At 42.4% G+C, this 20,351-nt stretch carries 17 protein-coding genes and 1 tRNA gene; 7 read left to right on the top strand and 11 right to left on the bottom strand.

The features are described from left to right. Positions 1-28: 28 nt before the first annotated feature. The 5 genes from fabG to LKM37_06200 form a co-directional block, all read right to left on the bottom strand. The gene (gene fabG / locus LKM37_06220) at positions 29-757 is read right to left on the bottom strand and encodes a 3-oxoacyl-ACP reductase FabG (GenBank protein MCI1720592.1); all 729 of its coding nucleotides are present in this window, start codon (positions 755-757) and stop codon (positions 29-31) included. Between the two features lie 69 nt (positions 758-826). Further along, positions 827-2,350 (bottom strand): aromatic amino acid ammonia-lyase, encoded by a 1,524-nt coding sequence (locus LKM37_06215; GenBank protein MCI1720591.1) that lies wholly within the window; start codon positions 2,348-2,350, stop codon positions 827-829. Positions 2,351-2,354: 4 nt separating this feature from the next. Beyond that, positions 2,355-2,834, bottom strand: coding sequence for an S-ribosylhomocysteine lyase (locus tag LKM37_06210; GenBank protein ID MCI1720590.1), 480 nt, complete (start codon positions 2,832-2,834; stop codon positions 2,355-2,357). A gap of 42 nt (positions 2,835-2,876) precedes the next feature. Continuing rightward, positions 2,877-3,695 carry a nucleotidyltransferase family protein gene (locus LKM37_06205; protein ID MCI1720589.1) on the bottom strand — a complete coding sequence of 273 codons (819 nt, stop codon included), beginning with the start codon at positions 3,693-3,695 and terminating at the stop codon, positions 2,877-2,879. A 44-nt stretch (positions 3,696-3,739) separates the two neighbouring features. Then, positions 3,740-5,161: a phosphotransferase gene (locus tag LKM37_06200; GenBank protein ID MCI1720588.1), complete on the bottom strand. Its 1,422-nt coding sequence runs from the start codon at positions 5,159-5,161 to the stop codon at positions 3,740-3,742. Between the two features lie 127 nt (positions 5,162-5,288). Here LKM37_06200 and LKM37_06195 point away from each other — a divergent pair, with 127 nt between their 5' ends. Genes LKM37_06195 through LKM37_06180 form a run of 4 tightly spaced genes read left to right on the top strand, consistent with a single transcriptional unit; the run spans position 5,289 to position 10,979 of the window. Beyond that, on the top strand, positions 5,289-6,800 hold the full coding sequence (locus LKM37_06195; protein ID MCI1720587.1) for a nicotinate phosphoribosyltransferase: 1,512 nt from the start codon (positions 5,289-5,291) through the stop codon (positions 6,798-6,800). A gap of 21 nt (positions 6,801-6,821) precedes the next feature. Beyond that, on the top strand, positions 6,822-7,427 hold the full coding sequence (locus LKM37_06190) for an isochorismatase family protein (GenBank protein ID MCI1720586.1): 606 nt from the start codon (positions 6,822-6,824) through the stop codon (positions 7,425-7,427). Continuing rightward, a complete protein-coding gene (locus LKM37_06185; protein MCI1720585.1) occupies positions 7,420-9,747 on the top strand; it encodes a putative porin in 2,328 nt (775 codons plus the stop codon). The genes LKM37_06190 and LKM37_06185 overlap by 8 nt, the downstream gene beginning before the upstream one ends. 59 nt (positions 9,748-9,806) lie before the next feature. Next, entirely contained in the window at positions 9,807-10,979 is a 1,173-nt protein-coding gene (locus LKM37_06180; protein ID MCI1720584.1) for a transglycosylase SLT domain-containing protein, read from the top strand. 31 nt (positions 10,980-11,010) lie between these two features. On the opposite strand, the gene LKM37_06175 is transcribed toward LKM37_06180, so the two are convergent. After that, the gene (locus LKM37_06175; GenBank protein ID MCI1720583.1) at positions 11,011-12,264 is read right to left on the bottom strand and encodes an FtsX-like permease family protein; all 1,254 of its coding nucleotides are present in this window, start codon (positions 12,262-12,264) and stop codon (positions 11,011-11,013) included. Between the two features lie 43 nt (positions 12,265-12,307). Between LKM37_06175 and LKM37_06170 the strand changes: the two genes are divergently transcribed. Beyond that, positions 12,308-12,380, top strand: a tRNA-Gly gene (locus LKM37_06170). 33 nt (positions 12,381-12,413) lie between these two features. On the opposite strand, the gene LKM37_06165 is transcribed toward LKM37_06170, so the two are convergent. Beyond that, positions 12,414-13,286 carry a nucleoside phosphorylase gene (locus LKM37_06165; protein ID MCI1720582.1) on the bottom strand — a complete coding sequence of 291 codons (873 nt, stop codon included), beginning with the start codon at positions 13,284-13,286 and terminating at the stop codon, positions 12,414-12,416. Positions 13,287-13,366: 80 nt separating this feature from the next. On the opposite strand from LKM37_06165, the gene LKM37_06160 reads away from it, so the two are divergent. Then, on the top strand, positions 13,367-13,759 hold the full coding sequence (locus LKM37_06160) for a DUF4293 family protein (protein ID MCI1720581.1): 393 nt from the start codon (positions 13,367-13,369) through the stop codon (positions 13,757-13,759). Between the two features lie 2 nt (positions 13,760-13,761). Here the strand turns inward: LKM37_06160 and LKM37_06155 are convergent, their stop codons facing one another. Then, on the bottom strand, positions 13,762-15,810 hold the full coding sequence (locus LKM37_06155; GenBank protein MCI1720580.1) for a tetratricopeptide repeat protein: 2,049 nt from the start codon (positions 15,808-15,810) through the stop codon (positions 13,762-13,764). A 46-nt stretch (positions 15,811-15,856) separates the two neighbouring features. Next, positions 15,857-16,699 (bottom strand): monofunctional biosynthetic peptidoglycan transglycosylase, encoded by an 843-nt coding sequence (gene mtgA / locus LKM37_06150; GenBank protein MCI1720579.1) that lies wholly within the window; start codon positions 16,697-16,699, stop codon positions 15,857-15,859. A 73-nt stretch (positions 16,700-16,772) separates the two neighbouring features. On the opposite strand from mtgA, the gene LKM37_06145 reads away from it, so the two are divergent. Next, positions 16,773-17,813, top strand: coding sequence for a M28 family peptidase (locus LKM37_06145; GenBank protein ID MCI1720578.1), 1,041 nt, complete (start codon positions 16,773-16,775; stop codon positions 17,811-17,813). Between the two features lie 5 nt (positions 17,814-17,818). Here LKM37_06145 and LKM37_06140 read toward each other — a convergent pair whose 3' ends face one another. Further along, a complete protein-coding gene (locus tag LKM37_06140) occupies positions 17,819-18,067 on the bottom strand; it encodes a hypothetical protein (GenBank protein MCI1720577.1) in 249 nt (82 codons plus the stop codon). Positions 18,068-18,104: 37 nt separating this feature from the next. Continuing rightward, positions 18,105-19,823 (bottom strand): fimbrillin family protein, encoded by a 1,719-nt coding sequence (locus LKM37_06135; protein MCI1720576.1) that lies wholly within the window; start codon positions 19,821-19,823, stop codon positions 18,105-18,107. Between the last annotated feature and the right edge of the window lie 528 nt (positions 19,824-20,351).

The following is a 20,351-nucleotide window of genomic DNA, read 5'->3' as shown; positions in this document are numbered from 1 at the left end:
CATTAATTCTCTCTGCCGTTAAAGTAAATTACGTATTAAGACCTCCGTTAATTTCAATCACTTGTCCGGTTATATACGCAGCCTTATCCGATACCAGAAACGCCACTAAATCAGCCACTTCCTCCGCCTTTCCAAAACGTCCCGCAGGAATAGTTTTCTTAAGGGTCTCCTCATCCAGCTCCTTGGTCATGTCAGTCTCCACAAAACCCGGAGCAACAGCATTTACCGTAACTCCCCTCTTTGCAACCTCCAGGGCCAGAGCCTTTGTGGCCGCTATGATGCCTCCCTTTGCAGCGGAATAATTTGTCTGTCCGGGCATCCCTTTTATTCCCGACAGAGATGCAACGCTTATGATTCTTCCCCACTTTTTCTTAAGCATATCTCCCTGGACTTTTCTGGTAACATAGAAAAATCCGTTAAGATGAGTATTGATAACGCTGCTCCAATCTTCATCCTCCATCCACATCATAAGGGTATCTTTTCTAATCCCCGCATTGTTCACAAGCACGGCAATATAATCTTCAGGATGAGCTGATGACCAGGCAGTTATGGCAGCATCTACGCTCTTCAAATCAGCAACGTTAAACTGCAGCAGCTCAGCTTTTCCACCCGCCTCTTCAATTGCCTTTTTTGTCTCCAGCGCCGCGTCTTCTCTGCTCACGTAATTAATTATCACAGGATAACCATCTTTAGCAAGAGCCTTGCAAACTGCGCTGCCTATTCCGCGGGAACCGCCGGTAACCAATGCGTATTTCATATCTAATCCTCCATCTCAGCCAAGCATTATTTTGCCGCTGCATTAACGGCAAAATTCATCAAGCATGGCCTATAATTGTTTATTTTTCAAATAGTTCTCAATGTTATTTATATCATCGTACTTAGGAGTATCTTCTATAAATACGGGACATATTTTTCTTGCCTCTTTATAAATAGCCAAAGTTTTTGGCGCAAGTTTCCTCTGAATTTTAAGATAATCTATCGCCTGAATAATTGCCATAACATGAATTGCCATAACCTGATATCCATTCTCAATTACGCGCGCGGCAATTTCAGCAGAATTTGTTCCCATGCTTACAACATCCTGATTATCATTATTGTTAGGAATACTGTGAACACACATAGGCATTGATAAAGTCTGACACTCCGCAGTTGTGGAAGTAGCAGTAAACTGAGAAGCCTGCAATCCGTAATTCAATCCCAGCTTTCCAAGATTTACAAACGGAGGAAGGATTCCGTTGATTCTATCGTGAAACAAATAATTCATCTGCCTCTCGCAAAGCATTATCTGCTTGGTCATTGCAATCTTCAACTTATCCATTTCATAGGAGATGTAATCACCATGGAAGTTTCCGCCGTGATAAACATTCTTTGTTTTTGGATCAACGATAGGATTATCGCAGGCAGAATTAAGCTCCTCCATCAGCACGCGTTCCGCATTCTCAACCTCCTCATATACAGGTCCCAGCACTTGAGGCACGCAGCGCAAAGAGTAATATGACTGAACTTTTTTCTGGAAGATTTCTTCCGTATGCGCATGGAATAACTCAGTCTCTCTCTTCTGAAGACACTTGCTCCCCTGTGCAATTTTTCTCATCTGAGCGGCAACTTGAATCTGCCCGTCATGTCTCTTTGTTCTGTTCAGAGCATCAGACATAAAATCATCATAAGAGCTTGTTATCTCATTGACCATCACTGATGTAAGAATGCCCCAGCTTAGAAGTTTCTTTGCGCGGAGCAAGTTTACAAGTCCTATTCCGGTCATCATGGATGTTCCGTTGGTAACGGAAAGCCCCTCTCTTATATGAACCTCAAACGGCTTTAATTTATTCTCCTTTAAGACATTTGCAGTAGGCTGCATTTTCCCTTTGTAGAAAACTTCACCCTCTCCTATCAGGCAGAGCGCAATATGCGCAAGCTGAACCAAATCCCCGCTTGCTCCAACGCTTCCGTGCTCCGGAATCATAGGACAAATGTCCAGATTAATAAAATCCACAATCAGCTTCACCAAATCTTTATGCACGCCGGAACGCGCCTGCAAAAAAGTTCCAAGCCTTGCAAGCAAAGCGGCTCTAACATAAAGAGGGTCAAGCGGTTTCCCGGCACCTGTTGAGTGGCTGCGTATAATATTGTACTGCAGCTGCTTAAGCTGGCTGTCATCTATCCTCCACTGGGCCATCGGACCAAATCCGGTATTGATGCCGTAGATGATTTTATTTTTCTCAAACTTTTTAAGGAATTCGTAGCAAGCTTCTATCTTCTTAACTGTCAGTGGCGCTACTTGAATCTGACCTTTGCGGAAGACAATATCTTCCACCTGCTTTAGAGTGACTGTGTCTGTTAAAATATTCATTTTATTATTTAGGATAAACAAGATTCTTCTTCTCTATAACATTAAGAACTTCAGAGAGATATCTCTTAGCTTCAAATTTTGCCATTGGTAAATCATGCAGCAAATAATTGCCGCAATCTCTTGGAGCGGCGCCGGGCACCTCTCCCTTAAAATCTCCTACAAACTTAAACGTCCGCTTCATCAAATCCACAATGTCGGCAGACTCCCAGTCTCCCTTGGCTAAAAAGTAAAATCCCGTACAGCAGCCCATTGGTCCCCAATACAGAATTTTATCCTTCCACTCTTTGTCATTGCGGATATAAGTTGCGGCAAGATGTTCTATCGTATGCATCGCCCCCATTCCCATTGCAGGCATTCTGTTTGGCTCCGTCATTCTTACATCAAACGTTGTAACAATCTCATTGCCAACTTTGTCCTTGCGGGAAACATAAATGCCGCGCAAAAGTTTAAGATGGTTAATTGTAAAACTCGGTATCTTTTTCATCACATCAATATCTTTTAAGCAGCTTTAGCTCATTAATCATAGTTAATTACCCTGCGTTAGCCGCAGCAATTCGGCTGCCGCCTCAATATGCTCAACCCTTCCAACATCCACCAGCTGCAAATCCTCTTTGTACTCCCCCTTAATTCTATACTTATCCGCCTGAGAAAGATAGAAATCAACTATCGGGAACTTCTCCGGCAAGCTCTTCATAAGTTCAAAAATTTTAGGAGATATAACATGTATTCCGGCAAAGGCATAAGGCTTTAACTCTCTGGTTCTCAAAGAACCGGCCTTCTCCGCCGCAAGTTCGGGAAAAGGAGATTTCACCTCTCCAGTCTTAAGATTTTCCCAAGCCTCAAGATTATTTCCGCTGTCAAAAAGAAGCCTTCTGTCACTATCTCTTTTGCTGACTATCAGGGAGGCTAAAATTTCATGCACCGCCCCGGCATCACATCCGCAATGGCAGCAATCCTCCCCGTCCATTCCGGCAGCGCAGTCATCATACAAACTCCTCAGGTTCAAGTTGGAAACAATGTCCACATTATGAACAAGAAAAGGCTCCCCGTCATTCAGAAGCCTCTCCGCATGTTTTATTCCTCCGCCCGTATCTCTCAGCAAGTCAGACTCATCAGAAAACTCAATTTTTACCCCGAAGTTTTTCTTCTCCTTTACAAAATCTACAATTTGCTCTCCCAGATAATGGACGTTAATCACAATATCATCAAACCCTTCCCCTTTCAGCTTAAGAATCAGCCATTCCAGAAGCGGTTTCCCTCCAACCTCAATCAAAGCCTTTGGCTTAGTATCAGTAAGCGGCCTCAGCCTTGTTCCCAGTCCCGCTGCAAATATCAGTACCTTCATTGCTATTTTTTAAGCTCCCGACAGATTTTCTAAACGTTTAACATTTACAATTCCTGTTCAACATCAATTTCTCTGTGCGTAACTATAACCTTGACATTGAACTTTTTAGAGATATGCATTGCAAGATGCTGCGCACAATATACAGACCTGTGCTGGCCGCCAGTGCATCCAAAGCTAACCATCATGTGGGTAAACTTCCTCTCCATAAACTTCTTAACGTGAGAATCTACAAGGTCATACACATTGCCCAGAAACTTTGTAACGCTCCCCTCATCCTCCAGAAACTTCTCAACCTCTTTATCCAATCCGTTAAATTGTCTAAAATGCTCATACTTTCCGGGGTTCTCAACCGCCCTGCAATCAAACACATAGCCTCCTCCGTTGCCGCTGTCATCCTGCGGAATACCCTTTTTATATGCAAAGCTGAATATATGGACAACAAGTCTTGTATCTCTTCTCAAATCCTGCAGCTGCCTCATCTTTGTAAGCTTCTCCAAAATTTCCTGCATATACGGATATTCATAGAAAGGTTTAACTATCAGCTTTCTAAGGTTATCTATAGCAAAAGGCACGCTCTGCAAAAAATGAGGCTTCTTCTCAAAATATCCTCTGAAGCCGTAAGCTCCAAGTACTTGTAAAGTGCGGAACAATACAAAAAGCCTCAAGTTCTTGTCAAACTCATCTTTAGGAATGTCCGCATATTGTTTAAGCCCCTCTCTGTACTCCTCAATCAACTCCTCTTTAAGTTCATCTGAATAATTGGCTCTGGCCTGCCATACAAATGAAGCAAGGTCATAATAGAACGGTCCCTTTCTTCCTCCCTGGAAATCTATAAAATACGGCTCTCCGTCCTTAAGCATTATATTTCTGGCCTGGAAATCCCTATACATGAAAGTGTCAAAGCCGCCCCCGACTTTCGTAAGGTCATCTGACATTTTCTGCATATCGTCATAGAGTTTAATCTCGCTAAAATCCATGCCGGTAGTCTTGAGAAAACTGTATTTGAAATAGTTGAGGTCAAACCAAACGTTGCGCTCATCAAAAGCGGGCTGCGGATAGCAGACATTCCAGTTCAAACCCTTGCCCCCCTCAAATTGAAACTTTGGCAAAAGCGCTATAGTCTTCTTTATCAGCTCTGTCTCCTTGCCATTATAATGACCTCTGTCGCGACCTTCAGAAATTGCATTAAACAGGGTCTCATCCCCAAGGTCCTCCTGCAAATAGTAAACATTGTCTTTTGAGGCGCAGTACAGCTCCGGAACATTAAGCCCTGCCTTCTTGAAGTGCTTTGCAAGCTCCATAAAGGCTATATTTTCCTCCACTGAGGTTCCCTTTGCGCCAATCGCAGTTGTAGTCCCGGAACTTAGCCGGAAATAGCGTCTGTTGCTCCCGGAAGAGGGAAGCTCCACATCCTCAACAGCCTGTTTATGAGTATATTGTTCAAATAAATCTTCTAACTGTTTCATAAATGATAATTGTAGGTTTAATGTACTTTTACGTATTTGGCAAATTTAATGAAAAAGCCATAAAAACAGAAAAATACCTTTTCAATCTGAATAAATTGTACCTTTGGGGAGAATTAACATTTTTGAAATGAACCAAAACAAAAAAAATAGCAACGCAATAATGGAGGACATCTGTTATTGTTCAGACAAGTATCAGTACACAATGGGCAAATCCTTCCTGGATTGCGGCATGCAGGATAAGATGGCCTACTTTAATATTTTCTTCCGCAAAGCTCCCGATAATAACAACTGGGCGGTAGTGTCAGGGACAAAAGAGGCTATGGAGATGATTGAGAGCCTTGGGAGCAAGACTCCGGAGTTCTTTGAGAAATTCCTTCCCGGTCCTGATTATAAAGAATTTAGGGAATTTGCTGCAAATATGAAGTTTACGGGGAACGTTTATGCCATGAAAGAGGGGGAGATTGCATTTCCAAGGGAGCCGATTATTACGGTGCAGGCCCCTATAATTGAGGCACAGGTGCTTGAAACGCCGCTTCTTTGCATTATGAACCACCAGATGGCAATTGCCACAAAAGCAAGCCGCGTATGCAGAAGCACTACAAAACCGGTCAGCGAGTTTGGCAGCCGCAGGGCGCACGGTCCGTGGGCGGCAACTTATGGAGCAAAGGCGGCATATATTGGAGGCTGTGCAAACTCTTCCAACGTGCTTACATCAGAGATTTTTGATACGCCGGCATCAGGCACAATGGCCCACAGTTTTGTAACCTCGTTCGGCTGCACCATAGCGGGTGAATATAAAGCGTTTACATCATACATCAAGACCCACATGAATGAGCCTTTGATTCTTCTTATAGACACCTATGACACTATCAACTGCGGTCTTAAGAATGCCATCCGCGCATATAAAGATTGCGGAATAGATGATTCATTCCCACACGGTTACGGCATCCGCCTGGACAGCGGAGACTTGGCCTATCTGAGCCGCAAGTGCAGAGACGTCCTGGACAAGGCGGGATTTAAGAAATGTAAAATATTTGCTACCAACGCATTGGATGAATATTTAATTGCGGAGCTGGAGCAGCAGGGCGCATGCATAGACTCTTACGGAGTTGGAGATGCAATTGCGACCAGCAAGCACAATCCTTGCTTTGGAAATGTTTACAAGCTTGTACAGGTTGACAATCAGCCTGTTCTAAAAAGATCGGAAGACAAGGTCAAACTGATTAACCCGGGATTCCAGGTTACCTATAGAATTATGCAGCGCGGATTGTTTAAAGCAGACATCACATGTCTGAGAGGAGACAATACCACCAAACTTATAGAGGCTGGAGAGGAAATTCCAATCCAGGCTGAGTTTGATGAGACGCAGCAGAAGAAGTTTGCAAAAGGAAGTTATACCTCCAAGATGCTTCAGACACAGATGATTAAAAACGGCAAGATTTGCTATGAAGATATTCCGGTCTCTGAAAAAAGAGCCTATTATCTCTCAAACCTTTCCAGCTTTAACCCAACTGAGCGCCGTCTGATTAACCCTCATTTTTACAAGGTTGACATCTCAAATGAACTTTATGATTTGAAGATGGGATTGGTAAACCACTTGATAAAAGAGATTAACGATTTTAAATCACAGGAAGTTTAACCCCTATTATACAACAGCAGTATGGAGAAGAATATTTGCGTTCACATCATTGTAGATATGCTCTATGATTTTATAGACGGGTCTCTTGCATGCGGAAACGGAGAAAATGCTGTCCATAAGGCAGTTGCATACATAAACAATCATCCGGAGCAGAAAGTATTCTATGTGTGCGACCATCATCCCGCAAGCCACTGTTCATTTAAGCGCAACGGCGGAATATGGCCTCCTCATTGTGTGCGCAATACTCACGGAGGTGCTGTGCATAAAGCATTTGCGGAGGATGTTGAAGCCAAAGAAAACAGGCCGTCCTTAAAAAATAAATTTTACAAAGGCTGCAATCCAAAGAAGGAACAATACTCTGGTTATGAGGCAATTTCTTCAGACGGAACATCTCTTGGAAAGGCTATCAAACAGGCGGCAAAAGAGGCGGGATGCAATGGAACAATTTTTGTTGCTGTGAGCGGCATTGCTACGGAATTTTGCGTAAAAGCAACCGTTCTGGATTTGCAGAAAAATGGTTATGCAGTTGAACTCTTGGAGAATGCGCTTGCATGGGTTACAAAAAAGGCGCATTTGGAAACTCTCAAAGAGCTTAAAGATAAGAAAGTTATAATGATTCATGCGTAGAGGCGCAACGGAAAAATATTGTTCTGGTAATCGCGACAGATTAAAGAAGTGCCGCGGTTTTATTCTTGCAGCATTTGCAGTTCTTGCATTTGCAGCACTTCAGAGCTGGAGCAGACCGGACGAGCTGCGCCCGTGGGGCGGCGGAAAAATATCTGTCGGGACACAAAAAGATACCATAAAAAAAGCGGCGGACTCTGTAAGAACTCATTATCAGGAGATGGTGGATTCCCTTGCAGGACTAAACTTGAGCATGGATTCATTGCGCCGCATGGGGCTGGAAAAGAGAGTGTTATTCTCAATAGACTCCATTTATAAAGCAGATTCCATAGCCTCCATAATCATCTATACTCCAAAGGAAAAAAGGCAGATGCACAGAGACAGCGTACGCGCATACAAAGACAGCGTGCTGGGCGCAACTCCGCGTGTTTTAAATACTTATGTTTTTCCCGACAGTGTAATTAATACAAGGCTGTTCATGTGGAAGCACAACACTTACGTAAACAGCCAGGAGCTGATGAAGCTGGACACATCTTTTAATTATCATTTCTTTGATTTGCCGTTTTACAAAAATGATGTAAACGCCCAGTACTTAGGAACTTCCGGAAGCGCGGCGCTGCCGTTCAATTATTTTAAGAGAGAGCATGTGGATGTATTCCCGTTCTTTGACGTTCAGCTGCCGTACACCTATACGCCTGAGACAATGCCGTTTTACAATGTTAAGACGCCATATACGGAACTGGCATATTGGGGAACTCAGTTTGCAACAAAAGAGAAAGAGGAAGACAACGTTAAATTCCTGCACACGCAGAACTTCACACCGTCATTCAATTTCCAGGTCATGTACCAAAGATTTGGAACAAACGGAATCCTGACAAATGAAAAGACTGACTTTAGAACATTCACTCTTACAGGTAATTATCTAGGCAAAAGATATGTGGCACAGGGCGGATATATTTTCAGCAGATTAAAAAGAAATGAGAACGGAGGAGTCTCCGATATCTCAATGGTAACTGATACCACAGTTGATGCAAAGACAATTCCGGTTTACTTGTCTGACGCGTCATCTGTTTTGAGAAGAAATACATTTTTCATTACTCACACATACGGATTGCCAATAAATCTTTTTGCAAGAAAGGATTCACTTGGTCATAAGATAGACACGCTAAAAGCGGGAGAAGGTACAATCACCTACTTTGGACACTACGGAGAATTCTCCACATATTCAAGGAGTTATACAGACGCAATTGCAACCACGGATTCTACGGGACGCTCCCTGTACAACAACAAATTTTACATCAACCCTACCGCAACATTTGATTCAGTAAGGGTAAGAAAACTGGAGAACCGTTTCTTCATAAAAATGCAGCCATGGAGCAAAGATGCAATAGTCTCTAATTTAAACGGAGGCATTGGACATCAGATGCTTAAGCTGTACGGTTTCCAGCAAGATTATTTCCTTACAGGTCACAAGGATAAAAATGAAAATGACCTTTACGCATACTTTGGAGCGGAGGGAAAATTCAGGAAATATTTCTTATGGAACGCACTTGGCAAGATTGACTTTGCAGGCTATTACAAAGGCAATTACACCGTTGACGCCATGATGAAATTTTCCTCTTGGAAAATTAAAGACGGCATCCATTTTATTGCAAAATTTCACAGTTCTTTAAAGACTCCAAGTTATTATTATGACCACTACTATTCCAATCACTATCAGTGGGATAATGACTTTGGAAAAATATCGGAAACTAAAATAGAAGCGGTGCTGCAGATTCCTCACTGGAACATGGAGGCATCATTCGGATACGCGCTTCTGAATAAAAATATTTATCTGGACACGCTTGGAATTCCGCAGCAGAACAATTCCGCGATGAGTGTCATAAATGGTTACATCTCAAAGAATTTCAAGCTTGGATTATTCCATTTTGACAATAAAGTTTTGTTCCAGATTTCATCAGATGATGACGTTTTGCCGCTGCCTAAGCTGGCATTAAACTTAAGATATTACGCTCAATTCTACGCAGTTAAAAATGTACTTAATGTGCAGATTGGAGCTAATATAACTTACTATTCAAAGTATTACGCACAGGCCTACTCTCCTGCTCTTGGAATGTTCTTTAACCAGAAAAATTACAAAACGGGACAGTGTCCGTACATAGATGCCTTTTTAAATCTTCAGTGGAAGAGAGCTTGCATTTTTGTCAAATATGAAAATGCTGCAATGGGCTGGCCGAAAAGCGATTACTTCTCTGCTTACAGATATTTGAGACCACAGCATGCCCTTAAATTCGGACTGTTCTGGCCATTCTATATAAGATAAATTCCGCCTGCGCAATGGCGGAGAGTTAAAAATGTCGTGAGACATATAATGGAACTGTCGTGAGGCAGATAAAAAAAATATACACGCAAAATGAGCTTATCAGAAGATTTGAAAAGCTCAGCGTCAGACGTAAAAATCTGGTACGCATTGGCGTAGCTTTTCTTATTGTTCTCCTGATAGTTTTTTTGCCTAAGTGGAAGCTCATTAAAAATCCTGAGCAGGCGGCGTCCCCTAATATTCTTGCGGGAGACACTCTCAATTGTACCATTGTAATAGACAGTAAGATAAATACAGGAAAACCATCCATAAGATATGCTTATGAGATGGTTAAATATTTTAATCGCCAGCAGAAGTGTACTGTAAATATGAGCGTTAGCGTAAACTCTGATTCATTGTGGATGAGTCTCAGCGACGGTACCACGGATGTTGTGATTTACAATGATGAGGATTCTATCCCTGATGTATACGGGGATGATTTTATTACAAGTTTGCCCGTTAATAATACTGACAGAGATGATTTTGAAGTAGTTTGCGCCGCAAGATATGATAATGAAAAAATTATTAATGCCGTAAACTTCTGGTTTGCACGCTTTAAGCAGACGTACGAATACAGAAGAATGTATGATAAATTTCATAAGAAGCCTTCTATCTTTAAGTTAAGGCGCAGGAGCTACGGGAACATGATGGCCCCTATGACCAGATACCAGATTTCTCCTTATGATGATATGATTAAGAAATACAGCAAGGAGATTGGATGGGACTGGAGATTGGTATCAGCATTAATTTATCAGGAATCAAAATTTAATCCGCATGTAATTTCATCCGGAGGTGCAGTTGGACTTATGCAGGTAAAAGAGAGCACTGCAAGAAAGCACGGCGTGCACAATGTTTATAATCCCGAGATGAACATAAAGGCCGGGACGAGAGTGCTTGGCAGGCTTGCAGGGATTTATGCTGCAAAGGGGATTAAAGGGGCTGATTTGGTGCAAATTACACTTGCAGCATATAATGCCGGAGACGGGCGCATGTCACAATGTATGACCGTCGCAAAAAGCGAAGGGAAAGACCCGCGCAAATGGTCTGACATATCTGAAATTCTTCCTCTTATGCGCGGCGGCTACAGCACCGATGACGGAATAACGGTGGGCTCATTCAGCGGCCGCACCATGGTCAGGCACGTGAACATAGTCATGCAACAGTATGATTACTACAAGCGTACAGTTGTAGAGTAATTGATATACAGTCATAGTAAACTCCGTTAGATTATTTTACAGTCAATGTCCTGGCCGGAGAAACCTTTGAAATAAATCTGCAAGGAATAAGAAGGATTAACATTATTGCGGCAAAGCAGATAGCGTCAGTAATAAGTACTGTACTGACTGTTAGATGTATAGGGACAAACTTCACAAAATAATTATCGGGATTAAGAGAGATAAATTTATATTTCCACTGGGCCCAGCAAAGTCCCGCACCTATTAAAGTGCCCCATATCAAGCCTTTAAGAACAATCATAGAAGTTTTTGCAAGGAAAATTCTTGCAATGTTTCTATCCTTCATTCCCATTGCTTTAAACAATCCGATGTGGGAAATATTCTCAAACAAGATTATCAAAATGCCGGAAACCATATTGAACCCCGCAACCGCAATCATCAGAACAAGTATTATAAGCACATTTAAATCAAGCAGATGCAGCCAGTCAAACAGAGTGAACATATTATCTTTTACGCTTGTAACGGAAACCGCATTGTCTCCGTTTTTTAAATTGTCATAGATAGTTTTGATAACAATATCTTTTCTCTGCTGCAGCAATTTTTCATCATGATTTTTAAACAAGATTTCATAAGAACTAACCTCCCCTTTTGTCCATCCGTTGAGTTCTCTTACCAGCTTGGAATCTGTAAGAACATAAAGCTTATCAAAATCTTCCAGCTGCGCAGAATAAATTCCGGAGATTTTAAAACGCCTCACCTGAATAGCATCTCCGATAAAATACATTGTCATTTTATCCCCCGCCTTAAGCAAAAGCATATCTGCCAACCGCTTGGAAATCATCACTTCATTGCTGTCTTTATTTGGAAGAGTTCCTTTAATCAAAGAACTTTTGAAAAAGCTCCAATCATAAGATGAATCAGTTCCCTTTAAAACTACCCCCTGGATTTGGTCATCGGTTTTAATAAGACCTGGACGATAAGTTGTCCCCTGAACACATTTTATAAAAGGAAGGGCTGCTACTTTTTTCATGCAAGGCATTGGCAAAATAGAGTAAAGTTCTGCGCTGTTTGCAGAGCTGCTCTCTATTCCTGGAGGAATGACGGTCAAATCTCCGGTAAAGCCTATTGCATTATCCATAAGCTCTTTGCGGAATCCTCCCGATACCGCCACAGAAACAATAATAGTAATGATGCTTACGGCAACTGAGACTATGGCAATAATATTGCTGATGCCGCTAAGCCTTTTACCTCCGCTTTTGCTCTCTTTTTTTCCAAGTCTTTTTGCTATAAACCAGCTTAGGCCCATACTATTGCAAATCAAAAAATAGTTTATAATTTTGTCCCCGCATGCGGGGCTAGCTCAGTCGGTAGAGCATCAGCTTCCCAAGCTGAGGGTCGCGAGTTCGAATCCCGTGTCCCGCTCAAAGTCCGGTTAATCTGATGATTAGCCGGATTTTATTTTGTCAGCGTTTCAAGCACCAGCTTAATCAGCTTATCTATGTAAGGTTCGTAATCTGTGATTGCCTCTTTCCTGTAGCGGTTTGCAATCACGCAGCAAACGGTACCTGCCTCATGTCCCATCATTTTTGCAAACCCCGCAATTGCAGAACCTTCCATCTCATAATTAGTTACGCGGTAGCCGTTAAAGCTGAATGACTCAAACTTTTGGTTCATGTCAGGTACAACTATCGGGAGCCTCAGCACTCTCCCCTGAGGACCAAAAAATCCGGGAGCAGATATTGTCATTCCCTTGATAGTGCGCTCTTTAAACATGTCAATCAGCATCTGGGAATCTTTAACAATGTAAGGACGTCCAAGATGTTTGTTCCAATCCATGTGTTTAATCAAAGCCTCTTCTATATCGCCCTCAGTAACTTTCTCTCTGTCTGCATACCAGTTGATTACGCCATCGGTACCAATTGATATGTGTGAGAATACAAAGGAGCCAAGAGGAATGTCCGGCTGCAAAGCGCCGCATGTACCTATTCTTAAGATTGTAAGCTTGCGCTTGTTCTCTTTAATTTGCCTGGTGTTAAAATCTATGTTGGCAACGGCGTCAAGCTCATTCATTACAATGTCAATATTGTTTGTACCTATTCCGGTTGAAAGAACAGTCATTCTTTTCCCATTATAAGTACCTGTAGTTGAGATAAATTCACGGTTCTGATGAGTGAATTCAATATTTGACATATACTTTGAAATCATGTTTACTCTTCCCGGGTCACCCACAAGAAGGACAGTGTCTGCCAAATCATAAGGCCTAAGATGAATGTGATAAATGGAACCGTCTGCATTAAGCATTAGTTCCGATGCTGCTATGCTAGCCATAATTTTATTCTTATTAATGTCTTTTTTATTCTTGTTAAACAGTCTCAAAGATAACATTTTTTGCCTACTTTTGCGGCGTTATGAAACACGGAAATCAATTCGGACTTATACTCGCGGTGGTCATTTTGTTATGCGTAATGTACTTTAGTTCTGTTATCACAGGCTATGTTCCTTTTTTAATTTTGCTGATTGCCGCCACGTTTATCTCCTTCATTTCTCTATTCCTTATTCACTACCGGATGCTTCAGATAAGATTTACAATCTTTAATGCAGTTATACTGGTAGCATTTCAATGCTGGCTTGCCTATGCTTTCTTCACAAGGCCGGCAGGAACAAGATTCCCCATAACAGCTGTATTTCCAATTATTTGCGCCATCCTCTCTTTTCTTGCAGTACACGATATTGCAACTGATGAAGCAACGGTCAGAACCGTTGATGCCATCAAGAAAATGAAGAAGAACAAGAAGAAATAATCCTATTTCTTTGTGCAGTACTTGCTTATGACGCTATAAGCATCTTGAATTCCAAGTTCCCCGGCCTTTGACAAATCCAAACATCCTTTCTCTTTATCCTTCAAGAATATAAGGACAAGTCCGCGGTTATAATAAGCCTCCCCCATAGAAGGATACAGCTGTATTGCTTTGGTATACTGGGATATAGATTCAGGCAAATCATTTGACAAACAGTACAGGTTGCCCAGGTTGTAGTAAGTGTACGGGAAGTCAGGCATCAGCTGAGCCGCCTTTGTCATATCATGAATGGCGGGAGTATAATCATAATTCTCATATTTATCTTGCACTCTGGCCCTTGCGGTTCTTGAATTATCCAGCGTCAGCACCTGGACATTTGTCTCCATAGAAGAGATAAAGTCTATCATCTCCGCCTGAAGCGCGCCTCGGTTGATATAGTAGAACGTCTGATCCGGCTCATTTTCAATGGCTTTGTCATAATCCGCCAACGCCTCGTTAAAGTGATTGTTATAACCTGCAATCAAGGCCTGGCTGAACATTAGCCTCCCGACAGATACATCATTCTTTTTTCCGCTGCCGTCTGAAAGCCCTGCTATTTTATCTCTAATCTCTTTCTCAAAATTATTTGTGCTGATAGATTTTTCATCCGTGCTGCTCTGCTTTATTGGCGTCATCTCCACAGGAATTGCAGCGGAAGATTCAAACGCAGTCATCTTAGGATTTTCATATCTGCGTTCCAGCGCCATTGCAACCTTCTGTTTTTCAACTATATTAAACTTGTATAGCGGCTTAAGCCTGATGTCCACATCTCTATATTGCAGCAGCTCATTGTTGGAAAAATCCTTCTTTGCAAAGTCAGTATCAAGCGCAATCAGCTGGTCAAACCTCTTTGTAGTATCTGCAAAATTTCTGTAACCGGTACTGTCGCGAGTCTTATAGCGGTACTCCATAACTTTAGCATTGGCTATCCTTTCATCCTGTCTTGCAGAGTTATACTGGCCCAGCTGCATCTTTGCATAAGCGCGGTTCATATAAGCCTTTGCAAAATCGGGATATAAATTAATTGCCTGAGAGTAATCATTCATTGCATCCCTGTATTTGTGCAATGCAAGATAAACTCCCGCCCTGTTAAAATATGCAAGAACGTTATTTGGATTCACAGCAATTACTCTGTCATAGTCATCTACGGCATTGTTGTAATCCCCTATCTGTGACCTTATTATAGCTCTGTTATAAAGAGTAAGCGCATTGCCCGGCTCCTCATCCAGCACCTTGTTCAAATCATGTAAAGCACCCTTGATATCTTTCTTGTCAAACTTAATCAGCGCTCTGTTGAAGAATGCAAAGGTGTTTGTGGAGTCCAAAGAAATTGCCTTGTTTAAATCCGTTATTGCGGCATCCTGCTTCCCTGTCATTGAAAAAATTCTGGAGCGCCGCACGTACCCTTCCGGGTCAAACATATTTAGATTAATTGCTGTATTGTAATCATTTAGAGCCTTTGTGGTATCTCCCAAAAACAGATATGACGCTCCTCTGTTCAGATAGGCATCCGCCTCTTTTGGCTCCGCTTTTATGAATCTGTTAAAATCAGAAATTGCCTTCTCAAATTGCTGGGAAAGAAAGTATGTAACTCCTCGGCTAAAGTAGAGCCCGGTATAGCTTGGACGCAAATCCACCGCCTCCGCCAAATCTTTTAGCGCAAGCTCATATTTACCTGTTCTGCTTAATGTTATGGCCCTGTAATGATATGCGGGAGTATAGATTGGATTTAGTTTTAAGGATTTATCAAAATCTCTCTCCGCACCTGCAAAATCTCCAAGATTATACTTTGCAATTCCGCGGAAAAAATAGGCATCATAAAGCGTACTGTCCAAACGTACAAGGACATTAAAATTATCTATCGCGGAGGAATATTTACCGTCAATCAAAAGCTCACGCCCTTTATAAAAGAACTGGTCAATATCATATTGCGCTCTGGATACCAAAGGGATACAAACAAGTGCAAAAACTATTGCAATTGTCCTCAAACTCTTTGCGCCGGTAAAATGTCTCATATAATAATCTCTTAATCTTTCTTAAAGAAGAATTTGCAGTACATTTTTATTTCTCTTTGCCGCTTCCGGAAAGTTTCTTCACTACCTTCTTGCTCACATTTTTATTCACCTTCTTCACCGTCCTCATCAGCGCCTTGCTGTTTCTTTTTTTAATGTTGCGGTCCATCCTTTGCGTCCATCTTGTCTCAGTTCCGCCAAGCCATTTAGGGCGCGGGATTTTCCTCATAAGAGACTGAATAACAGTTGCTCTGTAGCGCACATATCTGGACGGCCTGTCCGAATGCATTATCAGAGGATTTGGCAGAGTTGCGGCAATAAGAGCGCACTGTCTTCTGGTCAGATTTTCTGCGCTTGTATTAAACAAATGCTGTGCCGCAGCCTCAGCTCCAAAGATACCTTTCCCCATCTCCGCAACATTCAAATAGACCTCCATAATTCTCCGCTTTCCCCAGATGCCCTCTATCAGCAAAGTAAAGTAAGCCTCCAAACCCTTTCTTATCCAGGTCCTTCCGGGAAGAAGAAAAACATTCTTTGCGGTCTGCTGGGAAATTGTACTTGCACCTCTTAATGAATTGCCCTCAGCATTTGTAGTGATAGCATTGTTAATCTCCACAAAGTCAAAACCCCAGTGGCTCAGGAATCTGCTGTCCTCCCCCGCCATAACCGCCATCCCCATGCTGTTGGAAATATGCTTCAAAGACTTCCATGTTTTATAAGTGTGATACGTGCTATCCCCCACATTTACAATGCTTTTCTGAACCATCACAGGAGTCACCCACACCGGCACCCACTTCAAAACAATCACCAGCCCAATTGTAATTCCAATGAACCACAACGGAATAGTGATGAATAATGTTTTAAGGCAACCGCTTCTTTTTCTTACTTTCATGAAAATAGAGTATTTTCGCAATGGCAAATATACAAGTATACAGCCCGCAAATATACAACTTAAACCGCAGAGAATGATGAAACACGTTTTGGCAATTGCACTCATGGCAGCTCTTTTATGCGGCAGGCAAGCACACGGCCAAACTTTTCATAATCCCTTTTTATCTCCCGACAGTTATTCTTCAATTGCCCAGCTTTCAGCAGCGGACTCTGCTTGTTATCCTGATACACCTCTCTCTTCAATATCACAGTTTGGCGCACGCCGCTGCGTTACGTCACTTGCAAGCAAAGAGGCTGCGGGGAGAGCCACCGGCACGGACGGCATTGCTTGCGCCCGCAACTATATAATTGACAGATATTTGCAGGCAGGCATAAAGCCATTGAGCAGCACCGGCGCTTATGCACACGGATTTTACTTCTATACAAAAGGCGGAATGAAACTGCTTGGTGCAAACGTAATTGGCTATATACCATCACGTTCCGGCAGCAAGGAGTGGATTGTAATAGGAGCACACTATGACCATCTGGGAACCATCGGGGAAAAAATTTATTACGGCGCAGATGATAACGCCTCCGGCGTTGCAGTATTGCTGGAGCTTGCAAATGCCTTTGGCTCAGCATATAAAAGAAATATGCTGCCGGAAAAAAATATTCTGTTTATTGCATTTGACGGCAAGGAATTTAACCGCGCGGGGAGCCTTGAGTTTATAAGAAACGGCGGCATTCACCCCTCAGATATTTCTCTGATGATTAACCTGGACCAAATTGGAAGCACCCTTGCACCTCCCGGGAAATCAAAAGATTACATGCTCATACTAGGCAGGGAAAAAGTGGATGCAAACATCGTGAGGAAAATAAATTACCTCAACAAGGCATACGGACTGAACCTGGATTTGGACTACACATTTTATGGCAGCAAATCTTTCTACAAAATTTTCTCCGGCCTGTCTGACCAGCGCTCATTCACAGATTACCACGCTCCCGCACTCCTTTTCACCAGCGGCATCACGGAGAACACTTACAAAACAACTGATACAGAGGACACTATCACCTACTCCACCCTCATTGCCCGCACCCGGCTCATCTATCTGCTGGTCTTTTCACTTGTAAAATAATAACCCTATGCCTTCTTTATCAAATTATCTTGTACCGGCTTTGGAGGATACACTTGGGACAGACTTCCGCCGTCACCATAATCAGGTAGATCTCCGCTGGTTGCAATGAATCCTTCAGGCTCCATTTGAATAATTTTGCTGCACGGGGCAACATACTTATTGCCTGAAACTGTACATCTGTTAGTTGCGCTGAACAGAACCATGCGCTTTTCATCTACTGTACTAGAATTGTATTTCATTGTATATAAGTTCATTAAAAATTTTTCTTAATCATTTTTCTAAATTTTCAATTTAAAAAGCAATCACGCTGCGCGCAGCAAACGCCGTCGTGCTACTACTTCCCGTTTTGAATTCAGAAGAAATATTAATTACATAACCAGAACTCTGGAAACTGCAGTCAATATTTTGATACTCAGAATATTCAGTGCTTGACTGCATATAATAACCATATTTTACAGCTGAAAAATCACATCCTGATGCCGTAGGGTCCTTCAGGCCAAGGAAATAATCGGAAATGTTACTTGCTGTACTGAGAGGATTATTTACAATACTGGTGTTTGCATTACTATTCAATACTTCATATATGTAAGAATTAATATTTTTTGCAATCTCAAGATATTTTGTATCATCCAAATGCCAGTAAGTATGACTATCTTTAAGGGGGTCCGTCAGCTTGCCAAGATTTTTCAATATTAGGTAAATTTGTCCAATGCTTGGCAGGTACCAGCCGCTGTTGAGCGTACCGGAAGGTGCGGCATTAATCACGCTGCCGTAAGATGCCGTACCAAAGTTGAGCGCTGCATAAATAGCGGGGTAATTTGTTGAATTAAAATCATAATAGCCGTTGGTTTTTGGAGAGGTAATAAAGCCGTGGCAGTGAGAGTAGCCATCAAGGTCTGCAATCATTGCGGATAAATCCGTTATATATGCGGACTGGTCATTAATGTCCTTATAGTCATCATGTGAAGACCAGAAGGCGTTTTGGTACCTTGCTGCATTTTTAAGTGCCATGGCATACCCGTGGGTGAAACCAAATCCTTTATCCTTGGTACTCGGCTCAGTGGAGAAGATTACCCCTATCGCAGTTTTAGCCATAACACCACTCACCATTCTATTGTTATCTTCTAAATCTCCCCATGTTCCATCAGAATAATAGTAAGAACCTATCATACTTTTAAGAGTCTTTGTCATTGTGTGATATTTGCCTTGGATAAAAGCGACACTTGCTGATCTTGTATTTGTAAGGTATTCGCCTGCGGACGTGTGAGCCGTTACAATCAGGTCTGTGATACCGGATTCCGGGAACACCGCTACATAAAAAGTCTTAACATCGCCCGCTGCAACACTAATTGCAGAGGAAAGGGTTACGTTAATGTCCCCTTTTGTCGGATTGCTCCAGCCGCTTGAACTCAACTCTTCCTTATTTATTAATGACCCGTCGGGAGTAGTAAGAGTCAAGCCGGTTACGGTACATGCGACAGGGAATGTATATTCAAATTTTAATATTGCTGTCTCATTTGCAAAAGACAGTTTTGTGGATGAGCTGTATGCGGCAGTTGCCATCATAACCATCCGTGTTTTCACATCGTCAAGAGTGCCGCCCTGAGCCGATAAATCTACTGTTGCCGTGGCGCCGCTGACTGATAGCGTGGAGGGATAAAATGCAACCAAGTTATCTCCCGCATCTGGAGCCACGCTAAAATCTCCGCTGAAGCTTGCGCTGCCGGAAGTGCCGCTATTACCTGACGTGGAGAGCGTTGCAACAGCATTGCTCTTGCTGGTATTAATAACCTTAATTGCGTCAGTAGCTGACCAATAAACCTTCAGCAAAGAGCCGTTGTCAACAAGTTCTGCCTTTGTGCCGTCAGTTGCTATGGTTCCAGACAGATTAACTTTGTACTTGCCGGCAGCTCCAGAATTGCCGACATCACTTTTAGAGCATGCGCATAGCAGCAGCACAGAAACTGAAGATATTATAGCTGCGGATAAAAAAAATGGTTTTAGTTTCATGATTGTGATGTTTATAAAGTTATAAAGTGAGGTTATAAATCAGCGTTCATAAAGGACAGAGAGCCTCTAGATTTGCTGCAAACATCTGTGAAATGAGGGGCAAGACTGCGGAAATGTGCACCATTTCCCTAACGCAAATTTATAAAATAAATGTTTCAATTGTACGCTCAGAAAAGGCAAAAATGACCCTATCTGACTATCAGCATGTTACAGCGTTTTAAAATTTCTCAAAAATTACCGTCCTTGCAATACGCATATTGTTAAGCAATTAACTTTTTGCCTTTCTGCGCACTCTGAGCGGTATTTTGCAACACATTGTAAATCTGCACGTTTTGCAAAGTTGTGGCACAACAAAAAGGAATTTTGTTTACGCAGCCTGCTGCGCAGTCTGCGCGTTGCCAGCATACAAAGCATGCTGGCAATCTGTGGTTTACACCGCTCCCGCGGTGGAGGAGGCACGCGCCTCCGGCGCGGCTGCGCGGCCTCGGGCAGGTTTGCCGCTCTGTGCGTAAAAAAGAGAGGCCCGCG

Source organism: Bacteroidales bacterium, from assembly GCA_022647615.1.
In the GTDB taxonomy this organism is placed as follows: domain Bacteria; phylum Bacteroidota; class Bacteroidia; order Bacteroidales; family UBA932; genus Egerieousia.
Note: the sequence above shows the minus strand (reverse complement) of the source record. Positions and strands in the feature narration are given on the sequence as shown.